11 protein-coding genes and 2 pseudogenes are annotated in these 14059 nt (G+C 43.6%); 7 read left to right on the top strand and 6 right to left on the bottom strand.

What is annotated here, in order from left to right; genetic code table 11:
- Positions 1 to 64: 64 nt before the first annotated feature.
- Positions 65 to 904, top strand: coding sequence for a hypothetical protein (locus tag V7R55_RS14465; RefSeq protein ID WP_334060005.1), 840 nt, complete (start codon positions 65 to 67; stop codon positions 902 to 904).
- A 45-nt stretch (positions 905 to 949) separates the two neighbouring features.
- Positions 950 to 1102 (top strand): annotated as a pseudogene (locus tag V7R55_RS14460) (peptidase M14); the annotation flags it as partial.
- 352 nt (positions 1103 to 1454) lie between these two features.
- Here the strand turns inward: V7R55_RS14460 and V7R55_RS14455 are convergent.
- The 3 genes and pseudogenes from V7R55_RS14455 to V7R55_RS14445 form a co-directional block, all read right to left on the bottom strand.
- The gene (locus V7R55_RS14455) at positions 1455 to 2159 is read right to left on the bottom strand and encodes a class I SAM-dependent methyltransferase (protein WP_334060004.1); all 705 of its coding nucleotides are present in this window, start codon (positions 2157 to 2159) and stop codon (positions 1455 to 1457) included.
- Positions 2160 to 2258: 99 nt separating this feature from the next.
- Positions 2259 to 2555, bottom strand: a pseudogene (locus V7R55_RS14450) (type II toxin-antitoxin system RelE/ParE family toxin).
- Entirely contained in the window at positions 2543 to 2800 is a 258-nt protein-coding gene (locus tag V7R55_RS14445; RefSeq protein ID WP_334060002.1) for a type II toxin-antitoxin system Phd/YefM family antitoxin, read from the bottom strand. Before V7R55_RS14445 ends, V7R55_RS14450 begins: the two are co-directional and overlap by 13 nt.
- A gap of 485 nt (positions 2801 to 3285) precedes the next feature.
- Here V7R55_RS14445 and V7R55_RS14440 point away from each other — a divergent pair, with 485 nt between their 5' ends.
- Entirely contained in the window at positions 3286 to 4335 is a 1050-nt protein-coding gene (locus V7R55_RS14440; RefSeq protein ID WP_334060001.1) for a hypothetical protein, read from the top strand.
- Between the two features lie 211 nt (positions 4336 to 4546).
- Here V7R55_RS14440 and V7R55_RS14435 read toward each other — a convergent pair whose 3' ends face one another.
- On the bottom strand, positions 4547 to 6994 hold the full coding sequence (locus tag V7R55_RS14435; protein WP_334059999.1) for a zinc-dependent metalloprotease: 2448 nt from the start codon (positions 6992 to 6994) through the stop codon (positions 4547 to 4549).
- Between the two features lie 335 nt (positions 6995 to 7329).
- Here V7R55_RS14435 and trhP point away from each other — a divergent pair, with 335 nt between their 5' ends.
- The 4 genes from trhP to V7R55_RS14415 all read left to right on the top strand — a co-directional run bounded on the left by trhP (position 7330) and on the right by V7R55_RS14415 (position 11734).
- Positions 7330 to 8826, top strand: a complete 1497-nt coding sequence (gene trhP / locus V7R55_RS14430) for a prephenate-dependent tRNA uridine(34) hydroxylase TrhP (protein WP_334059998.1) — start codon at positions 7330 to 7332, stop codon at positions 8824 to 8826.
- A gap of 3 nt (positions 8827 to 8829) precedes the next feature.
- Complete coding sequence (locus tag V7R55_RS14425) at positions 8830 to 9075, top strand: YfhL family 4Fe-4S dicluster ferredoxin (protein WP_334059997.1); 246 nt, start codon at positions 8830 to 8832, stop codon at positions 9073 to 9075.
- Between the two features lie 116 nt (positions 9076 to 9191).
- A complete protein-coding gene (locus V7R55_RS14420) occupies positions 9192 to 10421 on the top strand; it encodes an aminotransferase class I/II-fold pyridoxal phosphate-dependent enzyme (protein ID WP_334059996.1) in 1230 nt (409 codons plus the stop codon).
- Positions 10422 to 10558: 137 nt separating this feature from the next.
- The gene (locus tag V7R55_RS14415) at positions 10559 to 11734 is read left to right on the top strand and encodes a saccharopine dehydrogenase family protein (RefSeq protein WP_334059995.1); all 1176 of its coding nucleotides are present in this window, start codon (positions 10559 to 10561) and stop codon (positions 11732 to 11734) included.
- Positions 11735 to 11808: 74 nt separating this feature from the next.
- Here V7R55_RS14415 and V7R55_RS14410 read toward each other — a convergent pair whose 3' ends face one another.
- Positions 11809 to 12990, bottom strand: a complete 1182-nt coding sequence (locus V7R55_RS14410) for a pyridoxal phosphate-dependent aminotransferase (RefSeq protein WP_334059994.1) — start codon at positions 12988 to 12990, stop codon at positions 11809 to 11811.
- A 296-nt stretch (positions 12991 to 13286) separates the two neighbouring features.
- The gene (locus tag V7R55_RS14405) at positions 13287 to 14048 is read right to left on the bottom strand and encodes a hypothetical protein (RefSeq protein WP_334059993.1); all 762 of its coding nucleotides are present in this window, start codon (positions 14046 to 14048) and stop codon (positions 13287 to 13289) included.
- Between the last annotated feature and the right edge of the window lie 11 nt (positions 14049 to 14059).

Below are 14059 nucleotides of genomic sequence, written 5' to 3'. Positions count from 1 at the left end.
ATACTTGTTTATTACCTACTATCAGCTAGTTTTAGATTAACGCGTTTTGAATTTAAGTGAATAAATGAAGTTGACGAGTGTGCAATTTTTCGCAGTATTGTTTCTACTCACCGTTAGTTATAAAACCTTAGGAAACGATAAATTTACTATAACGTGGGCTGTAAACGACGCCCCGCCTTTTCATATAATTGGAGGTGAGCTTCAAAATGGTGGAATTTGCGATGTGCTGATTGATGCGTTTTCAGAGTTGATGCCTGATACTCACTTCGATACTGTCATCATGCCGCAAAGCCGCATTAACATGCTGACCAAGCAAAAGCAAAATATGTGCTTTCCGTGTTTAATTAAACGTACCGACAACGATGTATGGGTGTACTCAGATGTAACCGTTTACCATGCGCCCCTTGGGATTATTGGTAAGCCAAGTGTATTAGGCGCATTCGTTGACGATAACGGCCGAATTTCCTTGGAAGCCCTTACTACAAGTAAAAAGCTTCGCTTGGGTAAGCCACGGGCTAGGCGCTATCCAGAGGTATTGCAAATCCACATCGATATTGCCCAAAAAGCGCGCACATTTGCTGAAATCAATGGTGAGAAGGCTACGTCAAGGGTACTCAGTCAAATAGAGGTAGGACGTATAGATTACACTCTTGAGTATCCGTCTATCTTGAAGTATTACAACTTAACCAACGCGCCCGAAGCGGTTGAGCACGAGCCGCTTAGGTATTATCAAACCACAGAACTTGCGGGGCAACGTGTTGCCGGTGCCGTGGGCTGTACCAGCAATGCGTGGGGAAAAGAAGCCGTTACAAAACTTAATCAAGCTTTACCGCACATAATGGCAAGCTCCATATATCAACAGCAACAGGCATTTTGGTATGGTTCTCCTACGCCAGCCCTGTAAACTACTGCGTAGGGTAGTAAATAGCGTTTGTTCTTCTTATACTTGCAAATTCTAAATATAGACGATTTAGACACCGACAACGGCAGCAGGACCTTAGAAGCGCCTTGCGATTTAATTCCTATTCTGCACTTCCCGTCGGCTTCGGTGTTAAGTGGTACACAGTTGTACAAGGTGTTTACGAATTATAAGGAGTTGTAGGTTTTTATACGCAAGTTGATGGAGTAAAACTTTATTACGACATGGTTGATTAGGCTATGTAGAAACGTCTTCCGCAAGCCGCTGGTTTATTCTTTGAATTAATTCCTGCCGTTCAATACGTTAAATTTAACGGCAGAAGAGTACCTTAAGCTGCCCATCGCTCAAAGACACTTCGATGGCTGCAATGAGCGTTTAGCGGACATTAGAGATAACCTTTGCGCTAGTCCGCCTCAGACAAAAAAGCGGACCTTCAGATTCTTGGTTTGCTTCCTAAGGGCTGCACATTTCAAAAAAGTTGAATATTTGCAGCTAGGGGGCTCATTGAAAACAAACAACCACTGCCTGATTTAAATTAAACCTTTTTAGCAATAAAAAACTGATAGCCAAACTCACCCAGATGAGACTTATAAAGGCTTACTTCGTTTTGTATATCTTCTACTGCTTGAGAGTTTTCCATCATCGGTGTAACCTCATGTAAACGCTGTTGCAACGGTTCATAGTAGTCCTTCCAAGCACGGTCCGAAACAGTGAATGTATGCTTTAGTTCATAACCTGCTCTTATTATTTGCGACTTGCGAGTTTCAACGGTTTGAATATCTGGGTAATCACTCTTCCAGTGGTTGATAGACGCCTTACTAGGCTTGTCTGTTAACCAAACTAAATCACTAAACACAAGTACTCCCTCTTCAATTAACAGAGATCTCCATTTAGTTAGTGCATTTTCAATTCCCATTATATATGCAGAGGCTTCGGCCCAAATTACGTCAAATTTATCAGTACCAAAATCAAGCTCAGTCATGCTAACGCACTTCGTGGTTACTCTGTCGTTCAAGCTGTGTCGCATCAACTTTTCGTCTAATTTACCTAAGGCTAATTCCTCATTGTCTGTTGCTATAATTTCAGCATTCGTTAGCTTAGCAAGTACTAGGGTCGAGTTACCTTTACCGCAACCAACTTCCAAAATTCTTTTGGGGTTATGTTTAACCATCTTAAACGCTTTGGTTGTGTCGTCTTCGCTGTTGGGTCCCCAAGACTCTAGGGGTTCAAAAATCTGCATGAAATCTTGCATATATTTGTCATGTTCGTTCATATCTTTTGATAACCATTTGACTCTGAGAGCTTGCTTTTCATCAAGTGTACTTAAAATGAATCAACGCTAATCTAATAAAAAGCGCCTAAGGTCTTGTTCTTGCCGCATTACGTACAAAATAAAGACTTTGTTGTCCTCAAATTTATAAAAAATTCGACAGGGCTTCACATAAAGCTCGCGGTAATTGAGGAATGGTAATTCAGAGACGTACTTTCCTGATTTAGGATATTCCTCAAGTATGTCTACTTTGGCGAAGATTTCTTTAACCAGTTACTTTGCCGCAACTAAATTAGATAGCGTTATGTATTCAGCAATATTGTCCAAGTCATTGAGAGCAAGTTCTGTCCATATTATTTCAGCCAATTATCCATTTTCTCTTTGGCCTGCAGGTTAGTTAAAACGTTATCATTTCTTATTGCCTGCTCACCTTTTGCAATACCTTCCAGAATTGACATACGCTTTTGCATCATCTCATAATCATCAACATCGACTAAGTAAGCCGATGGCTGACCATGTTCAGTAATCAAAACAGGCTCTTTTGAAGTGTGCAGGTCTTGCAGAATTTTTGTGGCTTGTCTCTTCAATGTAGTAACTAATTCTACTTTCACGATGCAGGTTCCAGCTTTCAAATGTACCACTACAGTATCACTTAACGATAACCACACAAGATTTCATTCGCTGAGAGCAGATTTGAAAAGAACTTACCACAATCTTCGCCACTAAAATTAAACCAATCGCCAAACTCATCACGCTGATTGAATACATCAAAACCATTATCAGAAGTTTTAAACCATAGTTCCCATACTCAATTTTTTTCAATCAATTTTAGTTCATAGTGTTTTAAAGGAAGCGGGCATTTTAGGTTAGAACTCATGGTAGTTTTTCCCCACAGAGGCTGGGTGTGCGGTAAACACGTAAATGGCGTTATTTTCTAAATCGAATTTTTTGTGAAAGTAGTCTTGGTTAGCTACTAGTGTTGTAATTGAATGTTTTCTGTTCTATTTTGAATCATACAAGGATGACGTCTTTTTGCCGCTTTTCAGTGCCACTGAATATAGAGTTCTTTGTGATTACAAATCAAAAGGACTCTAATATGAAAAACGCTATCATTTTAATGGTCACAACTTGCATTCTCTCGGGCTGTATCATTAAAACGAATAAAGTAAATGAAGTTTACGCTGGCAGCACCGCAAACATTGAATTCGATGGAATTGTTGACGTAATTAAAGGAACGAACAAAGATATCAGAATAGTTTTTATACATGGAATGGGTGGCTATTCCACGACCGACAACGTTAGCGATTACTCGCGTGTCATCAATGATTTGCGCTCAGCACTCAAAATAGAAAGTCCCTATAATGATGACTCTCTTGATAGCTTCAGCTACAAGGGTCAAGCTCTAAAATTCAATGTATTGTGGTGGTTGGACATCACTTCTCAAGCCAAAAGAAAACTAAGGGATGTCGATGACGACCCTGTATTAAATCCAAATAGAACCGCAACGACGAAACTCGCGAAAGATAGCCTACTTAATAATGGAATTGTTGACGTGGTCATGTATACGGGTAGTTCTAAAAAGCAGATAGTACAAAGGGTTAGAAGCCAAGTTTTAGATTTGAAAGGGCAGATTGATGAAAATGAAAAGCTCATTGTTGTCACCTTTAGTCTAGGCTCTAAGATCCTTATTGATGTTCTCAATGAACTGAAGGCGGATGGAGATCATGTTCTAGATAATCGTGTCGATATGATTTATATGATGGCAAACCAAATCGCTCTATTAAATACCGGAGATTCGGTAAACAAAGCTCCGAAAACGTTGTCTGAGAAAATGGCTAGCGATTATGACACACTTCACTCAATCTTAGATGACGGTACTATTGATGCTAGAAACGCTAACCAAAAAAAGAGAGTAATTGCGTTTAGCGATCCTAACGATCTTTTGTCTTACCCAATAGATGAGAGCAGTGTTGGCGAATTAAAAGGCCAATATGCCAATGTTGCGATATCAGTTGCGAGAAAAACCTACAAGGTTCCACTCCCTGGCGTATATAAATATGGTGTGGTTAATTATTTACAAGCTCACACAGGGTATGTACATGATGAAGTAGTGTCAGATTATCTGCTCTTTGGTACGAGTAAGTAACGATTCATTACTTGGTCTAAATAGGCGAAATATGAGTTTCACTTTTTAAAGATTAATGTCTTGCTCAATTTTGTTCGCCAATATTTGCGTGTTGGCATAGGGGCCAGTAGCAAAGCTAGCCCAATAGATATAACAATACGCTGTGCCGCAGCATTATTCTGCGGCACTAGCTACTCATCAACGTTGCACTACACTGCCCCTTCGCCTGCTATTAAATAGGCGAACCTGGCGGTAGCGGCTCTACTTCAAAGGTACTTGGCCATGCCTTACTAGCCCAATAAGTATCGAACTGTTCTTTCAGTATTTCATACTGATTGTCGTCGGCTTCATCGTCTAACCATTCGCTGAATTCAAGAAGAGCAAGTTCGGCCTCCATTCTTACTTCAGGCGCTAGCTTTTCATTAGTAACCGCCTGCATAACAGCGTTCAACGCCACTAACTGTAAGCGTTTTGCTAATGGGCTTTGTGACTTATTTTTATACCAGTGAACGTTAAGTATTTGCTTCACCAGCATAGAAACGCCTACTTTTTTACGTCGGTCATTAGTGCTTCTTGTTTGCCACTCTAAGCGGTTTAAGCGCTCTGGGTGCAATAGTAATTCAAACGCAAAGTTAGATGCTGAAGCGGCCGCAGAAACAGGGTCTAACATTAACCCCATTTTGCCCTTAAAGTGCTCGCGGGTAATATCGTCGCCATAAGCTGTAGGTGGAATAAGGGCGAGTACCGATTCAGGTATAGTCAAGTAGTCAGCGGTAGTAGCTGTAATTAACTGCTGCATCGCGCGCTGCTGCACCGCAGGTGCTACAAACTGCTGGCCCTGTGCCTTGGTATAGTCACCTTTGCGTTCGTATTCATACACTAAGCCGCCGACTTGCTTTGCAACGGCTTCTAACTGATAACGGTGGAGTAAGTAAATAGGCACTAAAGCATTTTCAAGCGAGGATAAACTGCTGTTTGGGCTTAAGGTGTCTAAACCTAAATTGGCTAACGCCAGTTCGCGTACTTGTGAAATTTCATCGAAGGCATCTAGCGGATTACTACCGTTTTCCCACATATGACCGTTTGCTGATGCATGACGACTACTGCGGGTATCGGGGTCTGACTTAAAGCTTAAGCCCTCATTACGGCCTTTTACGATAATCTTTGCCAAGATTTCGGCTTCTTCTACGTCGCTGGCAAAGTCTTGATAGCCATACGCTACGGCGTGAATATCCCATGCGCCTATGCCTTTTTCATACGCGCCTTCTAGGCTAATTTTGCCATTTTTAATGCTTATTTTGGGATGAGGGTAATCCATCACCGATGCACGGTTATTTTCGCTTGCCGCAAAGTTGTGCGCTATACCCAATGTGTGCCCTACTTCGTGGGCCGACAGCTGCCTAATGCGGTCTAGAGCCATTTCTTGCTGCGCAGTGGTGTCGGTGCTGCCGTCCTTAAAAGGACTGGTTAGGCCAAGGGCAATTAAATAATCTTGTCTTACACGCAATGAGCCGAGCGTAACGTGACCTTTGATAATTTCACCAGTGCGCGGGTCGACAACCGACGAACCATAAGACCAACCGCGCGTTGCGCGATGTACCCAGTTGATTACGTTATAGCGCACGTCCATTGGGTCGGCATCTTCGGGCAATACTTTCACCTGAAACGCATCTTTGTAGCCTGCGGCTTCATAGGCTTGATTCCACCAGCTCGCCCCTTCTTTGAGCGCGGTCATCACCGGCTCAGGAATACCTGGATCTAAATAATACACAATAGGCTCTTCTGCTTCGCTCATTGCAGCATGCGGGGTTTTCTTGTGTAAACGATGGCGGGTAATAAAACGCTGTTCGGTAGGCTCACTGATAGGCGTTGAATAATCAAAGTAACTGAATTTCCAGTAGCCAGAGTATGGGTGGTACTCTCTGGGCGTGTAATTGTCGTCAGGCAGTGCCACAAACGAATGATGCAAGTGAACCGTCACGCTCTCTGGGTCGGGCGTAACTTGCTGTATGTATTCGCCTGGCTTCTTACCTGCAAAGGTGACTAAAGACTCTAATTCAGTATTCTTTTCGAAGCCTTTGGTTTTAGGTAAATACACGCCGCTTCGCATTTTATCAACGCTGAAGCTACCTTGCTTGGTGCGTGCCATACGGTTTCCTATACCGTGAATATCGCTTAACAGAAAAGGCGTATAGTCGATGAGGCTAGCTCCGTCGCTGTTTGCTACCAGCGTGAAACCCGCGATAACCGAATCAGCAAAGGCTTCATCGATACTCTGCTTTTCGGCGTCACTGCCGTGGGCCGCGCGGTATTTGGTATTGTGCTGCTTTAATAAAATCTTGTTGCCAAATTTTTCAAAGCTGACCAAGCGCGTATCGCCCAACTGGCCGCGATCAAGGCCAATATCGTTAGACCCTACGCCATACGGCAAACTACTTTGAAACAGGTATTCGGCGTTGTCTGTTGGTACCGCCAAGTAAACTTTGTCGTTTTCATCGTCATAGTAAACAGGAATTAAACCATCTTTTTTAATCATATCGCTGGTGAATTCACCAATGCTTGGCAGTGCAGCCAATACGGAAGACGTAGACACGACAAATAATACCGTAATCGCAATGGCCGATTTAGCCGATGCTCTTACTTGTCGCGCCGCTTTATGAAAAATGTTCAATTGCAGCATGCAGTTAGTCCTTATTATTGTGAATTTCTAGCCTACCCTATGTGGTGGGTTTTGCCCATGGTAGTTCATCGTTTATTGTGCTCTATTTGCTTGTTATTTATCTGTGAACGGGCTTGCTTTTTTATAACCGAAGGTAACGTACTAAAAACGCAACTATATGAAATAAAACAGCTGGCATTGACTCTGCTCAACTGCCGTTTAAACGTTCAAAAACATAAGGGACAACAAATTGTTTGATCTTGGTCAACACCAAGCTTTGTTTGGGTTGTAGAGGTATTTTACGGCTTATAAAATCCGCCGCCTTGTTTAAAGCGTCTAGTAGCGGTTTTTTATCTATGACTTCAAAATTATCACCTAATCGCAGCTCTTCTAATCTACGTGAAGACTCGGCTTCAACATTGCCACACCAAACGTTAAACGCGCCAGAGCTGCTTGCACCTGCCGGTAGCTTACGCAACATGCGCTACGCTTTTGCCTATGGCGCCGATGCTGTTTATGCTGGGCAGCCACGTTACTCACTTCGCGTAAGAAATAACGAATTCAGCTTTGAGAACTTAGCGATAGGCATAGAAGAAGCACATGCTTTAGGTAAAAAGTTCTATGTAGTAAGCAACATTGCTCCGCACAACAGTAAGCTAGATACCTACTTAAAAGATATTTCACCAGTAATTGCTATGAAGCCCGATGCGTTAATTATGTCAGACCCAGGGCTTATTATGATGGTGCGCGATGCCTTTCCTGAAATGCCTATTCATTTAAGTGTACAGGCCAACGCGGTGAACTACGCTACGGTGAAGTTTTGGCAGACACAAGGTATTGAGCGCGTTATTTTGTCGCGAGAGCTCTCTTTGGAAGAAATTGAAACTATTCGCGAACATGTTCCAGACATGGAATTGGAAGTATTTGTGCATGGCGCGCTTTGTATGGCCTATTCGGGCCGCTGCTTATTGTCTGGATATATGAATAAACGCGATCCGAATCAGGGCACTTGTACCAATGCTTGTCGATGGTCTTACGATATTAAGGCAGGCGAGGAAAATGAAACTGGAGATATCGTTCAACCCACCGAAGTTGATAAAAAAGGGACAGCGCCTGAAATGGTAATTCCTACCCTTGGTGAAGGCACGCCAAGCTCCCAAGTGTTTATGTTAGAAGAAAAGGAAAAGCCTGGAGAACTGATGCCCGCTTTTGAAGACGTACATGGCACCTACATTATGAATTCTAAAGATTTGCGTGCCGTGCAACATGTTGGCAGGTTAACCCAAATGGGCGTGCATAGTTTAAAAATAGAAGGCCGCACTAAATCACATTACTACTGCGCTCGAACCGCTCAAGTCTATAGAAAAGCAATTGACGACGCGGTAGCAGGAAAGCCTTTTGATAGTGCATTAATGGGAAGCTTGGAAACTTTAGCTCATCGAGGTTATACCGAAGGTTTCTTGCGTCGCCATGCGCACCACGCGTATCAGAACTATGAGTATGGGCACTCAGTCAGCGACAAACAGCAATTTGTTGGTGAAGTGATTGATCGTTGTGAAGAGTCTGGCTATGCAATTATAAACGTCAAAAACAAATTCTGTGTAGGTGACTCGCTTGAGTTGATGACGCCAAGCGGCAACGTTACCTTTGCTCTTAATGAAATGCTGGATAAGAACAACCATCCTATTACAGATGCTAAAGGTTCAGGACACCAAGTAAGAATACCGATACCTAGCGATGTATCTTTAAATTTTGCCCTACTGTTGCGAAACCTAGATGAAGGCGTTGATACCCGCAATCCATTTCGAAAAGCACCAAATGCAGTAACACCCGAAAACGTGAGCGAGGCATGATGTATGGCACTGCTTATTCTTGATAGCTGCATTAACTGCGACATGTGCGAACCAGAATGCCCTAATGGCGCTATAAGTATGGGCAATAAAGTGTATGAAATAGACCCTTTGCGCTGTACTGAATGCGTAGGGCATTACGATGCGCCTACTTGCGCAGCGGTATGCCCAATCGATGTTGTTAAGCCCGACCCGCACAATAAAGAGTCACTAGACGAGTTGGCCGAAAAGTTTGTTCGTTTAAACAGTTAGCAAAAAGTAATTCAGCGAGTTAATTGTACTTCTCGAAGAATTCCCTTGAATCATAACCAAGAGTGGTCCCTAATTGCGGTAAAGTTTGAATTGGCACTACTAATAAGGGGTTTATTTTGAAGTTTGCCTCTCGCGCTACGGCGATCTCTCCGTTTCTTGCTATGGCCTATGGCGAAAAAGCCACGACACTAGAACAGCAAGGTAAAGATGTTATAAGACTTAATTTAGGCGAGCCTGATTTCGGCGCACCCGCGGCAGTGCTCGCCGCAATGAAAGAAAGCTTAAATGCCCCAGTTTTTCCCTATACCTCGGCGCTGGGCATGCCTGAACTACGTGAAGCCATTGCACGCTTTTATGATGTTAAACATGGCGTAGCGGTAAGCCCTTCTAGAGTGGTCGTGACCGCTGGGGCTTCTGGCGCTTTACTTTTGGCAAGTGCTGCCTTGGTTGAACCAGGCGACAACGTGATATTGGGAGACCCGTCTTACCCCTGTAATCGACGTTTTTTAAACGCATTTGGCGCAGAGGTAACGCTGGTGCCAACACGCAGCGAAGATAACTTTCAGCTAACCGCGGAAAGTGTCGCCGATAATTGGAAGCACAACACGAAAGGTGTACTTATCGCCACACCTGCCAATCCTACAGGTACGGTTATAGATGCAGAAAAACTGATTAAAATTGGTGAATACTGCAAATCCCAAGGTGGTTTCTTAATTGTTGACGAGATTTACTTAGATCTTTCGCTTTCGGCTGATCTTGATATTCGCGATGATGCATTCGCTTCCCAATCGACCCTGGGCACTAATACCAAACTTCAAACCGTACTTGCCAATGCACAGCTTGAAGAAACAGTGGTCGTAATAAACAGTTTTTCCAAATATTTTGGCATGACCGGCTGGCGTCTTGGCTGGTGTGTGGTACCTGAAGCGATGACGCCCATCGTTGAAAAACTCGCGCAGAATTTGTTTATTTGCCCCTCTACCCTTTCGCAAAAGGCCGCCCTTGCGTGCTTTACGCCTGAGTCGCTGGAGCAGTGCGAGCAAAACCGCCATACGCTGGAAAAGCGTGCTTCCCTTGTTTTTAGTGCACTTGAAAACATGGGGCTTGGTTTAGATGCAAAGCCTGACGGTGCGTTTTACGGCTACATCAATATTAAGCACACAGGGCTAAGTGCAATTGAATTTTGTGATGCCCTACTCTCACAACATCATGTAGCGCTTACTCCGGGTAATGATTTTGGTGAGCACAATGCCAACCATTACGTAAGGCTGTCTTTCGCCACTAGCATTGAACGCTTGAAGGAAGGCCTGTCGCGACTAGCAGTGTTTGTAGAGTCAATAAGCTAACGTTTTTTATACTCACTGTTTAATTTCGTGAATAGACAAATATTACCGAAAAAAATGATAGATATGTGTGCTTGTGCGTATATTGGGTAACGCATATTAATGACACGTGTCGAAACGAAATAAAACAGGACAAAACAATGAGTAACGAACGGGAATTTGATGTAATTATCTTCGGTGCTACAGGCTTCACGGGCAAACTAGTGGCTGAGTATTTTCAAGCGCAGTATGGCAGTGACAGCAATGTTAAATGGGCAGTGGCAGGTCGTAACGAAGCAAAACTTAATGATGTTAAACAAGAGCTAGGCATTAGCGATAGCGTTGCGAGTATTGTAGCCGACGGTGACGATGCCAATGCACTTGACGCAATGACAAAGCGCACAGCCGTTGTACTTACCACTGTTGGGCCGTATCAAATTTACGGCGAAAAGTTACTTTCTGCATGTGTCGATAACGGCACCGGCTATACAGATCTTTGCGGTGAGCCTGCCTGGATGCACCAAATGATCAACAAGTACGAAGCGAAAGCTAAAGAAACCGGCGCAAACATTGTGTTCTCGTGTGGCTTTGATTCTGTGCCTTTTGACCTTGGTGTGCACTACCTTCAAGAACATGCCAAAAAGCAAACTGGCGATGTCATTGAATATGTAAAAGGTCGTGTACGCAAAATGCAGGGCACGTTTTCTGGCGGTACGGCTGCCAGTTTAAAAGCGACCATGGCGGCTGCGCACAAAGATAAGTCTGTCATGGCTGCGCTTATTAATCCGCACTCATTAACCGATGGCGCGTCAAATCAGCCACAGCCCGATGGCAACAAACCTTACTTCGATGAGCAGTTAGGCACATGGGTTGCACCATTTATTATGGCGGCAATAAATACTAAGAACGTACACCGCTCTAACTACCTAGCAGGCTACGCTTACGGTAAAAACTTTCAGTATGATGAAATGATGATGACTGGCCCAGGTGAGAAAGGTGAAGCCATGGCGAATCACGTTGCCAAAGATAAGTCGCTTGCAAGTGATGATGGCCCTAAACCAGGTGAAGGCCCGAGCAAAGAAGAGCGCGAAAATGGCTTTTACGATGTCATGTTTGTGGGTACCGCTACCAATGGTGATATGCTAGCCGTATCGGTAAAAGGCGACAAGGATCCAGGTTACGGCTCTACCAGTAAAATGATTTCAGAATCTGCCCTTTGCTTGTGCAAAGACGTTAGTTTATCTGGTGGTTTCTTTACACCTGCGGCAGCACTTGGTAACAAGCTTATCCGCCGTTTAGAAGAAAAAGCAGGCTTAACGTTTGCTATCGAGAAATAGCGATTCAAAAAATGAAGGCTGAACACAACTTGCGTTCAGCCTTTTCTCTCTGCGCTAGGTGTTATTGTTCTTTTTTAAGCGAGTACCGCTTTTAATGCTTTAACGCAGGCATCGGTTTCTGCAGGCGTACCCACACTTATTCGCGACCATGAATCGTAACCCGGCCAGGTGCGCCCTACTACCTTTATACCCTGAGCTTTCATTTTTTCCGCGAACTTGTCGTGCGGCATACCCGTATCCATGTAAATGAAATTTCCTTGTGGATTCGGCGCATATGGCTGTTTTAATTCTTTAGCAGCTTTTACTAACTTATCACGTTCAGTTTTAATCCGTGAGCGCATGGTGTCTAGGTTCGCGTGGTCATCCATGCTAGCCATACCCGCAACCAGTGCCAAGTAGTTTACGCCACCCATTCGCAACATTCCGCCCATCGTTTTTGCTTGCACAGCAGGCATAATGGCGTAACCGAGACGCTGGCCTGCCATGGCATGAATTTTCGAAAATGTCCGGCAAATTACTACATTATGTCCTTCTGCTACTAGCTTCGACTGCACGTTAGCCGGGTAAGCATCAGACATTTCAATGTAGGCTTCATCAATGAAGACTTGCGCTTTCTTCGATACGCGTTTTGCAAAAACCGTAAGTTTGGCCGCATCTACCATGCTGCCCGTTGGATTGTTTGGATTACATACATAAACTGCGGTTGTATCTTCAGTTACTGCCGCTTCAATGGCGTCTAGGTCGAAAGTCATGTCACTAGCAAGGGGCACGTAAGTCACGTCTGCCCCCATAAATTCAGCGCCTCGTGGTACACCTTCATAGGTTGCCATAGACGTTACTAGCTTATTACCATTTTTCGTGATCCAGTCGGCATAGCCAAAAAGAATAGGTGAAGAACCGTTTGTGATAACGATTTGGTCAGCAGATACGCCTTCTTGCTCAGCAATTTTCTGCGCCAATACTTCAACCGTAGCATCGGTATAACGCGCTAGATTTAAAAGCTCGCTTTGCATTGCCTTAGCGGCCTTTTTCGAAGGTCCAAAGGCATTTTCATTTGACGATAAGCGAATAAGACCGTCGTTCACGTTAGGTGTAGCCGAGGGAAAATGTTCGGTAGGCATTCCCGCCGCACGCAGGTTGCCCATAATACTGTCGACACTCGTCGTCAGGGCCACTGCACCAGCCCCTAAACCCACTGATTTTAACCAATTGCGACGTGACGAATTCACCGTGGCTTGTTGTACATTTTTATTCATATTTCGCTCAGCCTTCTATCTACAATGTCTTTAGACTAAAGGCTAAATTTTAAACGCGCAATAGCCTAAAAATGCTAACTCATTGACACTATTGCACTTTTTACGTGCACAAAACGCACTAAAATTGACAATACAAGAAGTTTTAACGTCTTAAGCCGTTACATTGCGGTGCAGCGATATTTTGAGCATTTGAGCGTTTGCGATGAATGACATTTTTTAAACAAACTGGAGGGGGTTAAAGCGTGAAGACTCACGCTTTAACAAATTGTCTTTAACAAGACGATGCTTGAGACGGTTTATTTAGCGCGTCTAGCTCTCGAGAAAGCGACTAGAGACAACAAAAAGATACCAAACGTTGCAGGCTCAGAAACCTGGGCAATTGAAAGTTGTGCGTTTCGGCCGATATCATAAGCCTCGTCATTAGCCGTGATATACCAAGTTCCATCATCGAAAAACTCTAAATCAAACGTAATCAACGTAAGAAGAGCTTCTTCACCTGTGTTGACTAATGTACCCATTTTAATATATTCGCCTGTCAACGGGTCTACAGGAACGTAAGTATCGAAAGATATTGATAAGAAATAACTTTCTAAATTACCTGTAATTTTACCCGATACGGTCAAGTTTTCGCCAAATTCAGCATAATAGCCCTCTGGTGGAACCGTACCAGTTACTGTTGCAAGAAACTCAGTGCGTTCAATGTCACTAAATATTGCGTCAGAGTTATCTATCCAAGCATCGTCAGAGGAATACCCCGCGTTATATATGATCAAATTGTCTACGTGATTTGATGGGCCATCGTATTGAAATGAATAGAGGTTAGACGAATTAAAACGAAAGTCTTGGCCATAAGTGAAGCCATCTACAACAATGTTACCTGATACATCTATCGGATCTGAAAAACTATCGTCACCCTTTGTGCCTAAACAATCAGAACAACTTCCAGTCCAGCTAATTATCGTTCTGTTTTGAGCATCGGTTTCAATAATCAAACCAGCAGATGCTGACGATGCTAGCCCTATGAGCGCTAATGAAAGGCATACATTTCTAAAATACATTTTAATTCCTT

Origin of the sequence: Alteromonas sp. S005, assembly GCF_036864475.1 — a bacterium.
Taxonomy (GTDB): Bacteria; Pseudomonadota; Gammaproteobacteria; order Enterobacterales; family Alteromonadaceae; genus Alteromonas.
Note: the sequence above shows the minus strand (reverse complement) of the source record. Positions and strands in the feature narration are given on the sequence as shown.

What these genes read in the sequence shown, in the direction of transcription:
- V7R55_RS14435 (WP_334059999.1), bottom strand. Translation starts at nt 6,994, where the DNA reads ATGCTGCAATTGAACATTTTTCATAAAGCGGCGCGACAAGTAAGAGCA.
- V7R55_RS14465 (WP_334060005.1), top strand. Translation starts at nt 65, where the DNA reads ATGAAGTTGACGAGTGTGCAATTTTTCGCAGTATTGTTTCTACTCACC.
- V7R55_RS14440 (WP_334060001.1), top strand. Translation starts at nt 3,286, where the DNA reads ATGAAAAACGCTATCATTTTAATGGTCACAACTTGCATTCTCTCGGGC.
- V7R55_RS14405 (WP_334059993.1), bottom strand. Translation starts at nt 14,048, where the DNA reads ATGTATTTTAGAAATGTATGCCTTTCATTAGCGCTCATAGGGCTAGCA.
- V7R55_RS14425 (WP_334059997.1), top strand. Translation starts at nt 8,830, where the DNA reads ATGGCACTGCTTATTCTTGATAGCTGCATTAACTGCGACATGTGCGAA.
- V7R55_RS14455 (WP_334060004.1), bottom strand. Translation starts at nt 2,159, where the DNA reads ATGCAGATTTTTGAACCCCTAGAGTCTTGGGGACCCAACAGCGAAGAC.
- V7R55_RS14415 (WP_334059995.1), top strand. Translation starts at nt 10,559, where the DNA reads ATGAGTAACGAACGGGAATTTGATGTAATTATCTTCGGTGCTACAGGC.
- trhP (WP_334059998.1), top strand. Translation starts at nt 7,330, where the DNA reads ATGACTTCAAAATTATCACCTAATCGCAGCTCTTCTAATCTACGTGAA.
- V7R55_RS14410 (WP_334059994.1), bottom strand. Translation starts at nt 12,990, where the DNA reads ATGAATAAAAATGTACAACAAGCCACGGTGAATTCGTCACGTCGCAAT.